Source organism: Mycolicibacillus koreensis (genome assembly GCF_002104795.1).
Taxonomy (GTDB): domain Bacteria; phylum Actinomycetota; class Actinomycetes; order Mycobacteriales; family Mycobacteriaceae; genus Mycobacterium; species Mycobacterium koreense.
Genome location: NZ_NCXO01000038.1, coordinates 1 through 17,811, shown reverse-complemented (window position 1 = coordinate 17,811; position 17,811 = coordinate 1). Strand labels below are relative to the sequence as shown.

Here is a 17,811-nt window from a genome sequence, read left to right as displayed (position 1 = left end):
AACGGGAACGCCTACACCCCGCGCTCCCCCAGCCAGCCATGGATGCGTTCGGCGACGGCCTGCCAGCCGTCGTCGAGCATCATGGCGTGGCCCGTGGGAAAGAACTCCGCCGTGGTGCGGTATGCGCGGGCGGTGGCGAGCACCTCCCCACGGCTGGTGGCGCCGTCGAACTCCGCGCCCAACACCAGGATCGGGCTGCGCACCCGCTGCGGCCGGGCACGGCCGGCGATGCTGCTCGGCCCGGCGCGCCGGCTCTCCTCCTGCAGGCGTGCGGCGAAGGCGCATACCCGGTCTTCCGGCGTGTTCGGTGAGAAGAACCGCTCCCGCGCCAGTGCCGGGGTGCTGACATACGGCAGGGACCGTCCGGTGAGACCGATTTTGGTGAAGTGCCAAGGGTGTTGGCGCAGCCAGCGCAGCCCGGACCCGAGTGCCCCGGCCGGAGGCATCGAGCCCATCAGCACCGCCGCGGGCGCGTCACGGTGCTCGAGATACTTCTGCACCACCAGCCCGCCCATCGAATGCCCGATCACCACCGGCGCGGCTGGTAGACCGTCGGCGACGGCACGCACGTCGGTGACGTAGTCACCGATGGTGCACCGGTGCAAACCCCGCGGGGCCGGGCTCGCCCCGTGCCCGCGCAGACTCAGCGCCACCGCGCGATAGCCACAGCCGGCGAAGAACGACAAGAAATGCTCCTGCCAGACCCAGGCGCCGTTCCAGGCGCCGTGGACGAACAGCAGCGGGACCAGGTGCTCGCGGGTGCTCTCGCCGGTCTCGATGACCTCCAACGCGTCTGCAGTCACCAGCGACAGGCCCGGTTCAGCTGTTGGTCTTCGTCGACGATCGCGGTGAGCGTCGCCGCGTCGGCCACGCCGTCATGCTCGATGCCGCCCACCAGATGGTCGGCCAGTTCGGCGATGCGGCGCACCCGCGGGGCGATCTCGGTGTCGTCGACCGCGGCCGCGTACTGCTGAAGCTGTGCCGACCATCGGCGAAACTCCGCGACCGAATGGTGTTGCGGCGCGGTGAGCAGATCGCGCTGCTCATAGATCAAGCTCACCACCGCATGCGCGGTGCGGCACTGCGCCGACGGTGCCGGGGCCGGCCACACGATCAACGGCGCCACGACCACCCCAGCCCCGACCAGCAGGGTGAGCAGCGACCACCGCACCGAACGCGTCGGGGCCTCGGCGTTCTCGGGTCGACTCGTCGCCGCCGGTGCCGCCGCGACTCGCAGTAACGCCAAGTGCTGCTCGAGACGCCGCCACCGCCTCCGGCTCCACAATCCGACTGCCAGCACCCCCGCCCCGAGGACCAGATCGGCCCATCCGGTCCGGACATCGATCGCGACGGCCCCGCTCACTGCGGCGACGCCGATCGCCACACACCCGGTCGCGAGGGCTAACAACCCGGCACGTGGCCAGCGCAGCCGCCGACGCTGGTATTCGGCCATCACGCCGAGCCGCAGCGCCGCGGTGACCACCACCGGGTCCTCGGGCACCGAGCCGTGACGCAGCGCCGCAACCGCGCGCCGGCGTTGGTCGTGGTCGAGTCCATCCATGATCGCCAGGGTGTGCCTGCGCTCCGGCTCCCTCAGAGCCAGTAAGGCAGCACCGAAGGCCATGCTGAAGACACCGAGCGCCAGCGGCCCCCAGAGCGGGCCGACGGCTGCCGCCGTGTTCGGGGCGACCACCAGATAGAACCCACCGACGAGCACCGCGATGAGGGCCGTGACCAGCACCCAGCGCACCCACCACGGGGCCATGAGAATCCGCAGCGTCATAGCCCGACAAGTGTCGCAGAAGCGACATCGCGGTGCGGTTCAACACGACCGCCCGGCGATCCATTCGGTGGTGAATCGCTGGATCGCCGGGATGTTCTCGGCCAACTGGCCGCCGATGAACCGCTCCACCGTGCCACCCACCACCGGCATCTTGACCCGCACGGTGGCCGCGAACGCCAGCTGCGATCCCGCGCCTGCCGGAGTCAGCCAGGCCTCGCCGTGGCCGGCTCCGCGCGCCGCCGGCGCGTCGATGCTGATCTCGCCACAGACCCGCTGCTCATCGACCGGTCGCCACACCTCACGGTGGGTCATGGTCAACCCGCCCGGGATGAGCTTCACCAGAGCCGCGGGCAGCACTGACCGCACCAGGTGCACGGTCATGGCCACATGGACCGCCCCGTCGTCATCGACGCGCAACGCATCGAGGCTGGTGTCGGTCTCGAATGCCGCGAACCGCTCACGCCAGTAGTCTTCGGCGCTGAACGCGGCATGAACCTGGGGCACCGTCACCGGTGATCGCACCGAAACGTCCACCGAACGGGGCACACACTCTCCTTACCTAAAGAACCCGGTCGGCCAGGGTGCCGGCAAACACGCGGGTCTCGTCGAGTTGGTCGGGGGTGACGTTGGTGGTGGGGATCGGCACCCCGAGGTATTTACGGCGATACTCGCCGCTGCCCAGATAACTCGTCAACGACAGCATCGAGCGTATTTGATCCCCGGGGTATTGGAAGTGCACGGCGTCGACGTAACGACCACCGGCCGACTCGGCGAGTTCACGTACCCCGTCGAGGTTCTCGCGCCAGTAGCGCCGGCACACGACGAAGACCGCGAACGGTGTGCCGTTGAGCAGATCGCGGGCCTCACCACTCTGGAGAAACGACCGCAGAGGCATGCTGACGGTTCTCCACCATGTCGGCGATCCTATGCACACCAGGTCATAGCTGTTGGTGCGCACCGACTCCGGCGTGGTGATCGCTCCGGTCTCCTTCTTCGTCTGGGCAGCGAAGACACTGAGCATCTCCGGCCACACCCCGCGCATCGGGAAACGGGTGAACGGCTCGGCGTAGCGCTCATCGGTGAATTCGATCGCTGCCTCATGGACTTCCCAGCCGCGTTGGGCGAACACTTCCCCGGCGGCGGCCAACACCTTCTTCGACTGCCCGGTGTAGCTGTAATACAGCAGCAGCACCCGCGGCGCACCTCCGGTGGAGCCCTCAGCGGTCATCGCCTTCACCCTTCTGCGCGGGTTTCCTAAAACCGTTATGGCCATTAGTGTTAGCGACGTGACGGACAAGGTTGCCGTGGATCTCAGTGGTGCTGCCCAGACGATGCTGGCCACCCTGTACCTGAAGGCGCTCGACGCAGACTTCTCCCACCCGGTGCTCGGCGACCAGTTCGCCAAGCAAGCGGTGGAACGCCTCGACTACGATTTCCCCACGATCGGTGTGGGCGCCGCGTGGGCACCGTTGATCACGGTTCGCACCGCGTTGTATGACGTGTGGGCCCGCCAGTTCCTCGCCGCCCACCCCGACTGCACCGTCATCCATCTGGGCTGCGGCATGGACGCCCGGGTGTTTCGCCTCAACCCTGGACCGCACGTGCACTGGTATGACGTCGACTACCCCGATGTGGTGGCGTTGCGCGAGCGGGTCTACCCCGCCCGCCCGAGTTATGAACTGCTCGGCACCGCGGCCACCGATCTGTCGTGGCTGCAGCGGATCCCGACCGGTCGTCCCACGTTGCTGCTCGCCGAGGGCATCAGCATGTACCTCACCGCCGAGGACGGCGCGGCGTTGCTGCGCGCAGTGGTGGACCGTTTCGGCACCGGCGAGGTGCAGATCGACTTCTACAACTGGCTGGGCGTGAAAAGCCAGAGCCGCCAAGCGTTGGTGCGTGCCACGGGATCGACGCTGCACTGGGCGGTCAACTCCCCCGCCTCGGTGCTGCGTGCCGTTCCGGAACTGCGACTGTTGATCGCCACCACGTTGAGCGGGGCGGTGACCCTGCGTCGAGCCTCGCTGGGGCCACGGACACTGGCGCGGCTGACCCGGGCGGTTCCGCCGGTGCGCGACGCGCTGCAATATCACCGGTACGCCTTCGGTCCGGTCATCTGACGATCACCCCGCCTTCACCCCGACGGCCAGGATGTAGTCCACGTGGGTTTCGTGGATCCAGAAGTTGTCGGGACGTACGGTCCACCGCAGCACCGGGTTGACCGCCTTCATGTCCGGTTGCCACAACCGCTTCCACAAGAACCGGGCCAGCGGGCGGAACACGTCGGGGGCGATCGACTCCGTGTGGACCTCGCTGAAGCCCGCGTCCGCCAGTAGATCGCGATAGGCGGTCACGTTTGCGGCCTTGCGTACCGCCTTGGGCGACGCGCCACGCCAGCCGAGTTGGTCGACCTGACGCCGGAAGCGGGCGTTGAGCACGGTCCGTTTGGGAACGATGTCGGCGGTGACCAGGCGCCCACCGGGCTTGAGTACCCGCATCGCCTCGGCGAAGAAGTCGACGCGGGACGGGAAGTGGAACGCGGACTCCAACGCCACCACCTTGGTGCAGGATTCATCGTCGAACGGCAACGCGGTGGCCGAGGCGTTGACGTAGGCGATGCGGTCGGCGAGACCGGCCTCAGCGACCCGGCTTTCGGCGATCGCGATCTGTTCGGTGGCGACGTTGACGCCGGTGATCTGGGAGACGCCGAATTCGTTGGACCACAGGATGTCCTGATCGCCGTAGCCGGGGCCGCAGTCGACGACGGTGTCGGTTCCGGTGAAGTCGGCGGCGCGCGCCACCAGCCGCGCCAGGTCCCGGCTGGCCTCGTCCAATGTCGACGGGGCGTTCTTCCAGTACCCGAAGTTGATGAACAGCGACTCCTCGCCGAACAGGTTCTGGGTTCCGATGATGTCGTAGATCCGGCCGGTTTTCCCCTCGGAGCGCGACGCGAGGACACGGGCGGCTGCACCGCACTCCCCGGCCCAGCGTTTCATTCGCTTCCCGCGGGTCTCCTCCTCGCGACGGCTGACGGTGGTGGTGTTCTGCATGGTCCGTTCCTTTCGGGTTTCGTCTCGGGGCCGTAGCACGATCGGCATGCCGTCGATCGGGACCGGCATGGCGGCGTAGTCCCAGTGCGGGCGGTAGCCGGGCCGTGGCAACTCCAACTGATAGCGCTGTAACAGGCGGTGCAGCACGGTCTTGACTTCCAACTGGGCGAACACCATCCCGATACATTTGTGTGCACCACCACCGAACGGTGCGTAGGCGTAGCGGTGCCGTTTGTGTTCGGAGCGCGGCTCGGCGAACCGATCCGGGTCGAACGTCTCCGGATCGGTCCACAGCTCCGGTATGCGGTGATTGGCCGACGGCCACAACATCACGTTGGTCCCGGCCGGCAGGTAGTGGCCCAGCAACTCGGTGTCGCGCACGCTCTGACGCATCACGAAGTGCAGCGGCGTCACCATTCTCAGCGACTCTTTCATCACCAAGTCCAAGGACTCCAACTTTTCCAGCCCGCCGATGTCCAGGGGGCCGTCCCCGAGGCGGGCGGACTCGTCGCGGCAGCGCTGCTGCCACTCCGGGTGCGCTGCCAGTTGGTAGATCATGGTGCTGATCGCCGAAGTGGACGTGTCGTGGGCCGCCATCATCAAAAAGATCATGTGGCTGACGATGTCGTCGTCACTGAACCGGTTGCCGTCGCTGTCGACCGCGTGGCACAACACGGTGAGCAGATCGGTGCCGTCGCCATGGCGGCGTTCTGCGACGCGTTCGTAGAAGTACTTTTCCAAGAGCTTGCGCCCGCGCAGGCCACGCCACCATTTGAACGGGGGCGCGGGAAACCGCAGCATGGCGCTGCCGGCGCGGGTCGTGGCGGTGAACGCGCGGTTGACCCGCGTGACCAGGGCGCGGTCGGCTCCCAACTCGTGGCCCATGAACACCAGCGAGGCCACATCGAGGGTGAGTTCCTTGGTGGCCGGGTAGCACAGGAAGCGGGCGTCGTTGACCGGCCATTCCGACACCACCGCACTGACCACTCGGTCGATGTGCTCGACGTAGCTGGCCAGCCGGCTGCGGGTGAATGCCTCTTGCATGATCCGCTTGTGCGCGAGGTGATCTTCGAAGTCGAGCAGCATCAGGCCGCGGTTGAAGAACGGCCCGATGATCGGGTGCCAGCCCTTCTGGGAGAAGTCCTTGTTGCGGTTGGCCAACACCGCCTGGGTGGCTTCGGTCCCGACGGCGATCACCCCGGGCAGGATCACCGGCGCGTTGTAGAACAACGGGCCGTGGGTCCGGTACAGGTGCAGCGGGTAGTCCGGCCCGCCGCGGAACAACTCCACCATATGTGCGATCAGCGGCAGACCGGAGTCGCCGACGATCGGGGCCAGGCCACTGCCGTCCGGCGGGTCGGCCAGGGTCTTGGGCTTCCACCGGTGGGCCAGCAGTCGCTTTTCCAGCGCTCCCATGCCGGGGAGGTTGTTGAGGGTCGGTGTGAGCCGACGACGCGCGCGATCCAGCAGGTACTGCGGGGTGTTGATGACGGCCATAGACGCTCCTTTACTGTCCGTCGGGTGTGCCCTGTTGGTCGGCGAGACCGCGGAGCAGCGCGGCGATAGCCGTTGTGGCGCGCTGCGGATCGGCTGCGTGGGTGTGGTATTCGATCATGAGCTGATCGTTGAAGATCTTCGTGGAGTACATGTCGATCCCGGCGTTGACGGCGAAGAACAGTTCGCCGTGGGTGGCGACCACCTCCAGCTCCGGGGGTGTCGGCAACGGCGGAACGGGGCCGTTGTCGGTCACCATCACGACATCGGGAAGACCTGGCGGGTTGCCGACGTACTGCGGACTGAAGTGCAGCAGCGACTGTTGGATCACCCCCTCGGCCAGGTCCGCTTTGAAGGTCGCGGCGATGTCGCGGGCCAAGCCGACCACTCCGGTGGACTCGTCGATGTGGGCCAGATAGGTGGCCACGCCCACCGGGTTGGTGCAGGCTGTCGCCGAGACCGGCGGGGTGAGCACGTAGCGCAGGTCGACCGGGTAGAGGTACGGCACCGGAATACTGGTGCGTCCGCGGAGCTCCCATTCGGCAAGCAGGATCACCGACGCCATCATCGCGTTGAGGCTCAGCTTGTGGGCACGGCCGAAGTTGACCACCCCCCGGGTCTCCGTCTCGCTGAGCCGGCAATAACTCATCGGAACCCGTTGCGTGCGCTCTGTACTCACTTCGCCACCGGCGGTCCGCCGGGACGGCGGCAGGTCGTAGGCGTACATGGCGGGCATGAAACGTTCCAGCCCGGAGCGCTGCTGTTTGGTGATGTTGCGCTCGGCCAGGATGGTCTCCAACGAATCCGGGGCCGGGGCGGGCTCACCGGGGGTGAGTCGTCCGGTGGTGACCAGCCCGGTATAGGCGGAGAAGAGTTCTTCGATCAACGCGAATTCGTGATGCCCGTCGGCGAGGCTGTGATGGATGTAGAGGGTCGGCTGCGGTTGGCCGTCGCGGATCACGACCCGTAGCGCGATCAGCGACTCCCGTTGATCCAGCAGCACCGGAGGGTCGGCCGCGTGGGGATCGGAGAGTTCTATGACGTCGACGCCGGGGTGTTCCAGGTCGTCGACGGCGATTTGGTAGCGGCCGGCGTCGTCGCATTCGAGGTGACCGCCGAGCACGGGACGGTTCTCCATCAGTGCGTCGAACGCGGTGGACAGCGCGTCGATGTCGATCGGTCCACGCACCTCCGCTGCGAGTCCCACGAAACTGTGCGTCTGGGCGAACATCTCTTCGCTGCGCGACAGCTTGCGGATTACCGAGGAGGTGAACACTGGTGTCCTTTCGCGTGTTGGGGTCGGGTGCGAGGAGCGTCAGTTGCGCATGCTGGCCCGCCGGAAGCCCAGTGCCATCGGCAGCGCGCAGAGCGCGACCAGCACCACCGACCAGGCCAACAATGCGGCGAGCGGTTGGGCGATCGGGCCTCCCGCGGACAGGCCGTGCATGGCTTCGATGGCGTAGCTGACGGGTTGGTGCTGCACCACCGGTTGAATCCAGTCCGGGTACTGGTCCAGGGGAACGAAGCCGGTGGAGAAGAACATCAGCAGTCCCCAGACGATCTCCGTTGCCTCGACCATGAGTGTGTTCGCCGAGTACAACGCCAGGGTGATCACCGCCATGGAGAACGCCACACCGAACGCGGTGGGCACCAGAACCCAGGCCAACCCTGCGGCCACACCCTGTTCGAACCGGAATCCCAGTACCAGGCCGGCGGCCAGGATAGCCAGCGTGGTCACCACGATGCGGACCACCTCGGCGACCAGTCGCGACACCAATCCGGATCCGCGGTGCACCGGCAGCACCCACAGTCGCGCGAGCAGTCCGCTGTCGCGTTCGCGCATCACTCCGATGCCGCCGACCATCGCTCCCGACATGGCGCCGACCATCGCGATCAGCGGGACGCTGCGGTGAAGCGCGTTCTCTCCGGCGACTTGGGTAATCCCGTCGCCCAGCACGATATTGAGGGTGACCAGCAAAACGACCGGCATGATCAGCGACTCAGCCAGCGTGCCGGGGTCGCGCAGCCAACGGCGCAGCACCCGCGTGGTCAAGACGGCGGTCTCGACGCTCAACGGGTGGCTGGGTACCGATCGCTGCGGCGGGGGCGGCGCCGCTCCGGTCACGGTGGCGGTGGGTTCGGGTGCGGTCAGTGTCATCTACCGTCTCCTTCCCGAGACGACGACGTGCAGGGGGATCAGTGCCACGATCACCGCAACCACCCACAGCAGCGTCGGCCCCAACGTCGACCAGGTGACCACTCCGGCGCCCGGGGTGCTGTCCCCGGCGAGAGCACGCAACGCGTAGACGAACTGGGATATCGGCTGGTTGCGCACGAACCCGCGAATCCAGTCCGGGAACCGTTCGACCGGCTGGATGCCGACCGACAGCAACCCGAAGATCAGCTGCGGCAACAGCATCATCGGCATGGTGGCTTCGGGGTTCTCGGTGGCGGTTCCGATCCAGTCCCCCAGCAGCGACAGGGCCACCCCGATCAGCAGCAGCAGCGCACAGAACCCGACGGTGTGAACCAGGCCGCCGTAGAACCGGAATCCGATCACGTGGCCGCAGGCCAGTGAAACCGCCAGCGCGATCGCGCAGCGGTACATGCTGGCCGACATGCGGGCCGCCAACGGCGTCAGCGGGGCGATCGGCATGGCCCGAAACCGGCGGTTGATGCCTTGCACCGCGTCGGTCGCCGAACGGAACGCCGCCGACACCGACGCGAAGGCGATCGCCTGCAACCCGATCAGCGGCATCAGATACTGGGCGTAGCTGCTCATGTCGGCGGCGAACACGCTCATCATCTGTTTGAGCGGAATGTAGAAGCCGACGGTGAACATGATCGAGGCGGCCACCTGGGTGACCAACTCCCCGTTGCGCAGCGTCGGGGCGATGGTGCGGACCGTCAACACCCACCATTGCTGGCGGGTCGAGACCGGCGGGCGTGTCGCGCGCAGGTCGACGGCGGCCACACTCATGCAGGGACCTCCGCGTCGTCGGGTGCCGAGGTCTCGGTGGGATCGCCGGTGAGCGCGAAGAACACCTCGTCGAGGGAGGGGCGCCGCAATCCGATGTCGCTCAATTCGATCTCGGCGGCGGCCAATCGGCGTACCGCCTCGAGAAGGGTGTCGGGACCGTCCGGTGCGGCGATGGCGATCCGGTCGGCCTCAGCACTCAGCGCCGCGTGATTCTGCTCGCCGGCGAGGTCACCGAGTACCCCGGCGATCATGGGCAGATCGTCGCGGTGGCGCGGCACGATGTCGCAGTACGTGGAGCCGATGCGTTGCTTGAGATCATCCGCGGTGCCCGAGGCGATGACCGCGCCGTGGTCGACGACCACGATCCGGTCGGAGAGCGCGTCGGCCTCCTCGAGGTACTGGGTGGTCAACAGTGTGGCGATCCCGGCGGCTTTGAAGTCGGCCACCAGGTCCCAGATGGCTTGCCGGCTGCGCGGATCCAGACCGGTGGTGGGCTCATCGAGAAACACCACATCGGGGCGGACAACGAGGCCGCAGGCGATGTCGATACGCCGGCGCATCCCACCGGAGTAGGTGCTCACGGCCCGGTCGGCGGCGTGATCGAGGTCGAATTGCGCCACAAGCTCGGCGGCCCGGGTGCGGGCCTGCGATTTGGTCAGTCCCTGCAGCCGGCCGAACATGACGAGGTTCTCCCGCCCGGTCAAGATGTCGTCGAGCGCCACCTGTTGCCCGGTCAGCATGATCGAGCGCCGCACCCCGGCCGGGTCGCTGAGCACATCGTGTCCGGCGACGACTGCTCGGCCACGATCGGGGCGGGTCAGGGTCGACAGGATGTCGACGGTGGTGGTCTTGCCCGCACCGTTGGGCCCGAGCAGTCCCACCACCTCACCGTGGTGGACCTCGAAACTAATGTCACGCAACGCCGTCACCGATCCGAACGTCTTGCCTATGCCGTCGACGACAACCGCGGGTGTGTCGGTCATGGTTCTCCTTGTTCGCAATCTCGGGGTTCGCAATCTCGGACGGGTGCCGGGATCTGGTGGTCGGTCAGGTCTGCGACGACAGGTCGACCAGTGTCAGGTCGCCGTCGGCGAGATCGGCGTCACCGTCGGAACGATCGTCGGAAGCATCGCCGGAATCTTCGTCGATCACCGTGCGCGCCAACCTCATCACCGCCTCGGCGAGCGTGACGGCCAACCGCTGCGTGGCGTCGGCGTCGATGCGGCGGGTGTCGTGCCACCAGTCCAGGTGCAGCTGCCCGGCGAGGCGGTACAACCGTAGTTCGATCGCGTGCCCGAGCCCCGGTACCGTGTCGCGCACCGGCAGCGCGGTGTCGGGATCGAACTGCACCGGCGCGTCGTCGGTCGACAGGCTCGGCAACTCGGGGATCGTGCCGGCGTTGTGCAGGTAGATCTGTGCGGTGGGCTGAGCCGCCAATGTGCGTGCTGTCGGGGCGTAGACATACCGCAGCAGGCCGTAGCCGATCCCGTAGTGCGGCACCGTCGATACCGTCTCGTGAACGGCGTCGATGCGCTCTGCGGCGCTCCTCGCCGGGTTGGCCGAGCACTCCAGCACCACCGGGTACACGGTGGTGAACCAGCCGACCGTGCGGTGGAGGTCCACGTCGGGTTTGAGCACCGAGCGGCCCAGACCGCCGAGGTCGACCGCGAGGGTGCCCTCGCCGCTGCAGGTTGCGATCGTCTCGGCGAGCGCGGCCAGCACGATGTCGTCGACCGACACCTTGCAGCGGCGGCGCGCATCGTCGAGTTCGGTGGTATCGGCCACGCTCAACACGCTCGAGTGGCGGTTCAAATCCCCGACGTGCGGGGCGGTGTCGACCGTGGGCTCACCGATCTGCAGGGTCGCCGACGTGCCGGCCCGCAGCCAGTAGTCGGCGGTGTCGAGCACCGACGGATGTGTGCTCAACGCAGCGCACCGCGTCGCCCACTGCCGCCACGACACGGGCACCGTGGGCAGGGTGATGTCCTGGCCGCCGATGCGCTGACCGAGCGCGGTGAGCACGTCGGCGAGCACGATGTCGCGGGAGGCCGGGTCGGCGACCATGGCGTGCAGGCTCAACGCCAGGTAGCACGGCCCACCGGTGCGGCCCCGTATGTGGGTCGCGGTGAGCGGCGCCAGGTCCTCCGCGCCGATCTGCTCGGCCAGCAGCGTAAGAACCGCCTGGTGTTCGTCGCCGTGGTCGGGCAGTTCCCGGGTGGTGAAGTCGGTGAACTCCTGCGGTTCGCCGATCTCTTGGACCCAGGTGCCGCCGCGCTGCACCAGTTGCAGCCGCAGCGCCTCGTGATGGTTGATGACCGCGGTCAGCGCCGCATGGATGTCGTCGGCGTCGACGTCGGGGCGCAGTCGCAGCAGCAGTGGGATGCGCCAGCGGCCGCGGTCGGCCAACCCGGCGTCGATGAACCGCTCCAGGTTGGGGGGTAGCGGCGGGGCGGCGGCGGTGCCGGGGTCGCGCGCCAGTCCGCCCTCGCTGTAGCGCGCGACCAGGGCACGGGCCAGGGCGCTCACCGTCGGGTGTTCGTAGAGGTCCTGTGGTGTCAGATCCAGGCCTTCATGGGTGGCCGTCATGGCCACGCTGATCGCGATCAGCGAGTCGCCGCCGATGTCGAAGAAGTTCGCGCCGCGCCCGATGTCGTTGATGCCCAGGCATTGACCCCAGATGCGTTGCACCGTGGCCTCCATCTGCGCGGTCGGGTCCACGTCGCCGCCCGAGCCGTTGCCGGCGGTCATCGCCGCACGGGCGGCCACGGGCAGCGGCGCCTGGCCGTGGCCGCCGGCGTAGTCGATCCAATGCCGCTGACGATCGAACGGGTAGCCCGGCACGGTCACCCGGGTCGGGGTGCGACCGCCGTGACGGGGCCGCCAGTCGACGTCGACGCCGGCGGCCCACAGCGCACCGAGACCCAGCAGGAAGGTGTCGTGGTCGTCGCGGTTCTGGGCGTGGTGCCGCATCATCCGAACCGCACGGTGGTCACCGGAGAAGGCGGGGTGGCGCATTGCCGATCCGGTGAGGCTTCCGCCCGGGCCGACCTCGATCAGCACCCGGCCCGGATGGCCGAGCAGCACGTCGAGCTCGTCGGCGAAGCGAACCGTGGAGCGGATCTGTTTGGCCCAGGTCTGCGGATCGGTCGCCGCGTCGGCTGTCAACCAGGTGCCGGTGATGTTGGACAGCAACGGGATCCGCGGTTCGTGCAGGGCGAGTTGCGAGAGGTAGGTGGCGAACTCCGGCACCACCGGGTCCATCAGCCGTGAGTGGAAGCCGTGGGAGGTGCGAACCCGCCGTGCGGTGATCCCCCGTTCGGCGAGCCGTTCGGTGAACGCCGCGATGGTCTCCGCGGTGCCGGCGACCACGCAGCTGCCCGGATCGTTGACGGTCGCCAGGTCCACCGCGGTGGCCGCGAGGTCCTCGGTGATCTGATCGGCGCTGCAGGGCACGGCGACCATCACCCCGCGGGGCGCGGCGTGCATCAGCCGTGCCCGCATCGCCACCGCCTGTACCGCGGTGGACAGGTCGAACACCCCGGCGAGGGTTGCGGCGGTGTATTCACCGATGCTGTGGCCCGCCATCGCCGCCGGTTGCACGCCGTAGGACTGGAGCAACCGGGCCAGGGCGTATTGCACGGTGAACAGTGCGGGCTGTGTCCGGTCGGTGCGTTCCAGGCTGCGGGCGGTGCCGTCGAAGATCTCCGCGCGCAGGTCGATGTCGAGTTCGTCGCCGAAGGCGGCGGCGCAGGCGTCGAAGTGTTCGGCGAACACCGGTTCGGCGTCGTAGAGCCCGCGTGCCATTCCGATGTGTTGTGCACCCTGGCCGGGGAACATGAACACAACCCGCTCGTCGAGGCCGGTGACACCGGGATCGGGCGCGTCGGCGACCAGGGCGTTGTCGTGGTCGTCGGCAACGAGCACGCTCGCCGCCTGCACCGGGTCGTGGGCGACGACGACGCCGCGGACCTTTTCGGTGCGCCGGCCGGCAAGGGTGGCTGCCACATCGACCAGATCCGGTGCGTCGGCGGACAGTTCGGCGGCCAGCGCCCCACGGTAATCCTGGAGGCTCTCCGGTGTGCGCGCCGACATCACCAACACCTGTGCACCGCTGGTGTTCTCCGAGGGAGCCGGGCGGTCGGGCGCTTCCTCGAGGACCACGTGGGCGTTGGTGCCGCCGACCCCGAAGGAGGACACCCCGGCGCGGCGCACCCCCGGCCATTCCCACGCGCCGTGCTGGTCGCGCACTTCGAACGGGCCGCGGTCCAGGTGCAGCTCAGGGTTGGGGGCGGTGTAGTGCAAGGTGGCCGGGATCTCGCGATGCTCTAGGCAGAGAATAGCTTTGATCAGCCCCGCGATCCCGGAGGCGACCTCGAGGTGGCCGATGTTGGATTTGACCGATCCGAGGTAGCACGGGCCGGGGCGTTCCTCCTCGGAGATCGCGAACGCTTGGCGCAACCCGTCGAGTTCGATCGGGTCACCCAACGGCGTTCCGGTGCCGTGGGTCTCGATGTAGCCGACGGAGGCGGGGTCGATCTCGGCCACTGCGTGCGCCTCGGCGATCACCTCCGCCTGCCCGACGGCGTTGGGGGCGGCGTAGTTCATTTTGGTTGCGCCGTCGTTGTTGATCGCCGAGCCGCGGATGACCGCGTGAACGCGGTCCCCGTCGGCGATGGCGTCGGCCAGTGGTTTGAGCAGCACCGCCCCGACACCGCTGCCGAAGATGGTTCCGTCGCTGCGGACGTCGAACGGCCGGCAGTGACCGGTGCCCGACACCATCGATCCGGCCTCATGCCAGTAGCCCACGCGGTGCGGCACCCGGATCGAGGAGCCGCCGGCCAGGGCCATCTCGCATTCCCCGTTGAGCAGCGCCTGGCACGCCAGGTGCACCGCCACCAGCGACGACGAGCACGCGGTCTGTACCGACAGGGCGGGGCCGCGCAGGTTGAACTGGTGGGCGACGCGGGTGGCCAGGTGGTCTTTGTCGTTGTGCAACGACAGGTTGACCATCTCGAAGGTGGCGCCTTCGCCGATCACGGTGCTCGGCCGGTGGTGTGACATCAAGTTGTGCAGCAGGTAACCGCTGGCCGAGCTGGTTCCGAACACCCCGACCGAGGCCTGCAGGGTCGCCGGGTTGACCCCGGCGTCTTCGAAGGCATGCCAGGCGGTCTGCAGAAACAGTCGATGTTGCGGGTCCAGGGTGGCCGCGGTGTGCGGGGTGAACCCGAAGAATTCCGCGTCGAATTCCTCGATGCCGTCGAGCAGAGCGGCGCGGCGCACGTAGGAGTGGTTGTCCAGGGTGGCCTCGGCGATCCCGGCGGCCCGCAGCTCATCGGCACTGAGGTCGACGATCGATTCGACGCCGCCGCGCAGGTTCGCCCAGAACGTGGCAAGCGAGTCCGCACCGGGGAACCGGCCGGCCATGCCGATCACGGCGATTGCGGTGGTGGGTAGTTCGGTGTCAGTGGGAGTACTCACGCGCGGTGTCCTACCTTCCTGCGGGCGGCGGCGCGTCGACGTGCCGCGGCTCGCTGTTGGGCGCGCCCGGCCACCCCGCCGGTGGGGGTGGCGGCGCCGGTCGCCCCACCCGGATCGGCGGGGCCGGTGAGGTCGAGTTGACGGATCAGATCGGTGGCCAGGTCCGGCAGGGTCGCCCCCTGCAGCAGCAGCGCCACCGGGGGTTCGACTCCGAAGTCACCGCGCACGGTGTTCCGGATTCGCACCGCCATCAGCGAATCCATACCGAGGGTGGTCAGCGGTGCGCTGTCCTCGAGGGCATCCGGAGTCGAAAATCCCATGATCGCGGTGATCCGGGAACGCAGCCGGGCGCGCACCGCGGCGGTGACGGCGTCGGGCTCCAGGTCTCGCAACGCGTCGGGCCCGGACCAGTCGTCGTCGGCGGAGTCGAAGTCGAGTTCACCGGCGAGATCGGAGAAGTAACCGCGGTGGGCCAACTCCGGGAAGGCCGCGGCGGCCCGGTCCAGGCGTAGCCGCGCGACACCGATCCGTTCGGGCTGGGCCGCGAGCACCGCGTCCAACGCGGCGAGCCCCTCTGTGGGGTCCAGCGGATCGAGCACACCGAGTGTGAGGGCGCGGGCCGCCCCGACGTCGGCCCACTGGCCCCAGTCGATCGCCGTGCCGGGCAGCCCGGCCGCGCGACGCCACCCGATCAAGGTGTCCAGCCAGGCGTTGGCGGCGGCGTAGGCGCCCTGGCCGGGCGAGCCCAGCAATGCGGCCATCGAGGAGAATCCCACCCACCAGTCCATCTCACGCCCGGCGGTGGCGTGATGCAGTCGCAGCGCGCCGACTGCCTTGGGGCGCCACACCCTCTGCAGACTCTCCTCGTCCAGGGTGGCCACGATGCGGTCGTCGATGACCGCCGCTGCGTGGATGACCCCGCGCAGCGCCAGACCGGTCTGCTCGGCGGCGGCCACCAACCGGTCGGCGACACCGGGTTCGGCGATGTCGCCGGTGACCACCGTGACGTCGGCGCGTTCCTGCAGCTCCGACAGCGCGGTGGCCTGTTCGCCTGCCGGCGCGGACCGGCTGTTGAGCACGATCCGCCCGGCCCCCCGTTCGGCGAGCCACCCGGCGATCACCAACCCCAGGCCCCCCAGCCCACCGGTGATCAGGTAGGCACCGTCATCGCGGATGGGCGCGCCCCGACGGTCGGCGTCGAGGCGGGCCCGCGCGAGGCGCTCCACGTAACGGTCGGCTCCGTGCCAGGCGATGACGTCGTCGGTGCCGCCGGTCTGCACCTCGCTGATCACGGTGGCGACCGGATCAGCGACGTCATCCACGTCGATCATGGTGGCGCGCAGATCCGGGTGCTCGTAGCCGAGCACCCGGATCAGACCCCTCAGTGCGCCGATCGTCGGATTGTGTTCCCCTCCACCGGCCCCCAGACCGCCGTTGCTGACCAACCAGAGCCGCGGCGCCGCGCCGTGCCAGCCGTTGACGACGGCCCGCACGGTGGTCGCGAGATCCCAGATCAGATCCCGGGCTTGGCCGACGGTGTCCTCCACGCCGTCGGTTCCGGTGTCGACGCCAGCGGTGTCGAAGCCAGCGGTGTCGAAGCGATTGGTGTCGAAGCCAGCGGCGTCGACGACGACGATCACCCCGGCCGGCGGGTGGTCGGGGTCTCCGGCGAGGGCGGCGAACGCTTCGCGCACCGCGGGTTCATCACCCAGCGGCGCCCGGTGCACGCGACGGTGCGCGGCAGCGAACCGGTCGGTGAATTCCCCGGCGATGCCGGTGTCCGCGCCGGTCTGCGCCGACAGGACCAGCCAGCCGCCCGCGACGGCGTCGTCGGCCGGTGGCGGCACATCGGCCTGCTCCCAGATTGCGTGGAACAGCTTCTGGCTCAACGGCAGCGGCACCGCCCGGCGTTGAACACGCCGCAGGTAGATGCCGGTGAGTTCGGCGAGTGGGGCGCCGGTGTCGTCGGTGAGCAGAGCGCGGCCGAGCTTGCCGTCGGTGTCGAGGTCGGTCAACTCGGCGTGGCAGCGGGCACGGCGACCGATCGTTGCGGTGAACACCCGCAGCGATTCCACCGAGACCGGCAGGTAGGTGGTGTCGGCCTCGCCGGCGGAGGGTTCGGTGACCGCGGCGGCCACGCTCTGCAGGACCGCGTCGAGCAACACCGGGTGCAGCCGGTAGCCGCGGTGGGGGGTCGCCTCCTCGGGCAGCACGATCTCGGTGTCGGCGCGACCGTCGCCGCGCCGCACGATCCGGGTGAGCGCAGCGAACGCCGGCCCGTGATAGGCGCCGGTGCGGCGCAGAGCGCTGTAGAAGTCCGCTGGTGTCACAGCGATGCCGTCGGCGGTGGCGGAGTCGTCGCCGGCCGGTGGCCCGGGGAGCGCGCTCTCGGTGTCGAGGTGGGCCACCGCGTGCCGGGTCCAGGTGCCTTCGGCGCTGCGGGATGCGATCTGCACCCGGTTGTCCTCTAGGCTCAATTGGGTTGTCACCCAGGTGTGCTCGCCGAGCGCCAGCATCTGCTCGACTTCCAGGTGGGCCAGCCCCGGCCCGGGATCGCCCAGTGCGGCACGTCCGGCGGCGAGCGCCATCTCGGCGAAGGCGGCGGCCGGGAGCACCGGCTGTCCGTGGACGCGGTGGTCGGCCATCCAGCCCAGGGACGCGGTGCCCACATCGGCTTGCCAGGCGTGCCCGGAGGGCATCTCGACGTGCGCCCCGAGCAGCGGATGCTCGCCGGACGGCGTGGCCACGGGGGCGTCGACCCAGTAGTCGGTGTGCAGCCACGGCGTCGGCGGGAGGTCGATGATCCGGCCGGCGGGCTCGGCGGCGGTCTCGGCGGCGGCCCCCGCTCTCGCCCTGTGGGCGTGGAAGGTCAGGCTCTCCGGTTCGTCGCGCAGCAGGGTCGCGAGCACGGTCGCGTCCGATCCGAGGGTGTCGGTCAGGGTTTCGGTCAGCGCGTAGGTCAGCACCGGGTGTGGGCTGATCTCGATGAAGGTGGCGTGTTCGGCTGCGGCGGCGGTCACCGCCTGGTG

Annotated in this window: 12 protein-coding genes and 1 pseudogene; 1 reads left to right on the top strand and 12 read right to left on the bottom strand. The window is 68.8% G+C overall.

Annotated features, from left to right (window positions below):
- Positions 1-11: 11 nt before the first annotated feature.
- The 4 genes from B8W67_RS15310 to B8W67_RS15295 are packed head-to-tail and all read right to left on the bottom strand — an operon-like array spanning position 12 to position 3,011.
- Complete coding sequence (locus B8W67_RS15310; protein WP_085304838.1) at positions 12-803, bottom strand: alpha/beta hydrolase; 792 nt, start codon at positions 801-803, stop codon at positions 12-14.
- Complete coding sequence (locus B8W67_RS15305; RefSeq protein ID WP_085304836.1) at positions 800-1,783, bottom strand: hypothetical protein; 984 nt, start codon at positions 1,781-1,783, stop codon at positions 800-802. Before B8W67_RS15305 ends, B8W67_RS15310 begins: the two co-directional genes overlap by 4 nt.
- Before the next feature lie 39 nt (positions 1,784-1,822).
- Positions 1,823-2,329, bottom strand: coding sequence for a DUF2505 domain-containing protein (locus B8W67_RS15300; protein ID WP_085304834.1), 507 nt, complete (start codon positions 2,327-2,329; stop codon positions 1,823-1,825).
- A 13-nt stretch (positions 2,330-2,342) separates the two neighbouring features.
- Positions 2,343-3,011 (bottom strand): flavodoxin family protein, encoded by a 669-nt coding sequence (locus B8W67_RS15295; RefSeq protein WP_085304832.1) that lies wholly within the window; start codon positions 3,009-3,011, stop codon positions 2,343-2,345.
- Positions 3,012-3,069: 58 nt separating this feature from the next.
- On the opposite strand from B8W67_RS15295, the gene B8W67_RS15290 reads away from it, so the two are divergent.
- Positions 3,070-3,900, top strand: a complete 831-nt coding sequence (locus B8W67_RS15290; protein ID WP_085304830.1) for a class I SAM-dependent methyltransferase — start codon at positions 3,070-3,072, stop codon at positions 3,898-3,900.
- Positions 3,901-3,903: 3 nt separating this feature from the next.
- Here the strand turns inward: B8W67_RS15290 and B8W67_RS21395 are convergent, their stop codons facing one another.
- From B8W67_RS21395 to B8W67_RS15255, 8 genes and pseudogenes are all read right to left on the bottom strand, one after another.
- Positions 3,904-4,776: an SAM-dependent methyltransferase gene (locus B8W67_RS21395; RefSeq protein ID WP_234793935.1), complete on the bottom strand. Its 873-nt coding sequence runs from the start codon at positions 4,774-4,776 to the stop codon at positions 3,904-3,906.
- 81 nt (positions 4,777-4,857) lie between these two features.
- Positions 4,858-6,327, bottom strand: a pseudogene (locus B8W67_RS21390) (cytochrome P450); the annotation flags it as partial.
- A gap of 10 nt (positions 6,328-6,337) precedes the next feature.
- The gene (locus B8W67_RS15280) at positions 6,338-7,600 is read right to left on the bottom strand and encodes a phthiocerol/phthiodiolone dimycocerosyl transferase family protein (protein ID WP_085304828.1); all 1,263 of its coding nucleotides are present in this window, start codon (positions 7,598-7,600) and stop codon (positions 6,338-6,340) included.
- Positions 7,601-7,639: 39 nt separating this feature from the next.
- Positions 7,640-8,482: an ABC transporter permease gene (locus B8W67_RS15275; RefSeq protein WP_085304826.1), complete on the bottom strand. Its 843-nt coding sequence runs from the start codon at positions 8,480-8,482 to the stop codon at positions 7,640-7,642.
- On the bottom strand, positions 8,483-9,304 hold the full coding sequence (locus tag B8W67_RS15270; protein WP_085304825.1) for an ABC transporter permease: 822 nt from the start codon (positions 9,302-9,304) through the stop codon (positions 8,483-8,485).
- On the bottom strand, positions 9,301-10,287 hold the full coding sequence (locus B8W67_RS15265) for an efflux ABC transporter ATPase subunit, DrrA-related (protein ID WP_085304823.1): 987 nt from the start codon (positions 10,285-10,287) through the stop codon (positions 9,301-9,303). The genes B8W67_RS15270 and B8W67_RS15265 overlap by 4 nt, the downstream gene beginning before the upstream one ends.
- A gap of 64 nt (positions 10,288-10,351) precedes the next feature.
- Positions 10,352-14,782: a type I polyketide synthase gene (locus B8W67_RS15260; protein ID WP_085304821.1), complete on the bottom strand. Its 4,431-nt coding sequence runs from the start codon at positions 14,780-14,782 to the stop codon at positions 10,352-10,354.
- A partial coding sequence (locus B8W67_RS15255) for an SDR family NAD(P)-dependent oxidoreductase (RefSeq protein ID WP_133056128.1) occupies positions 14,779-17,811 on the bottom strand: 3,033 nt, incomplete at its 5' end. The genes B8W67_RS15255 and B8W67_RS15260, both read right to left, overlap by 4 nt.

Coding starts and splice junctions, on each gene's coding strand:
- B8W67_RS15295 (WP_085304832.1), bottom strand. CDS start 3,011: ATGACCGCTGAGGGCTCCACCGGAGGTGCGCCGCGGGTGCTGCTGCTG.
- B8W67_RS21395 (WP_234793935.1), bottom strand. CDS start 4,776: ATGAAACGCTGGGCCGGGGAGTGCGGTGCAGCCGCCCGTGTCCTCGCG.
- B8W67_RS15305 (WP_085304836.1), bottom strand. CDS start 1,783: ATGACGCTGCGGATTCTCATGGCCCCGTGGTGGGTGCGCTGGGTGCTG.
- B8W67_RS15275 (WP_085304826.1), bottom strand. CDS start 8,482: ATGACACTGACCGCACCCGAACCCACCGCCACCGTGACCGGAGCGGCG.
- B8W67_RS15270 (WP_085304825.1), bottom strand. CDS start 9,304: ATGAGTGTGGCCGCCGTCGACCTGCGCGCGACACGCCCGCCGGTCTCG.
- B8W67_RS15265 (WP_085304823.1), bottom strand. CDS start 10,287: ATGACCGACACACCCGCGGTTGTCGTCGACGGCATAGGCAAGACGTTC.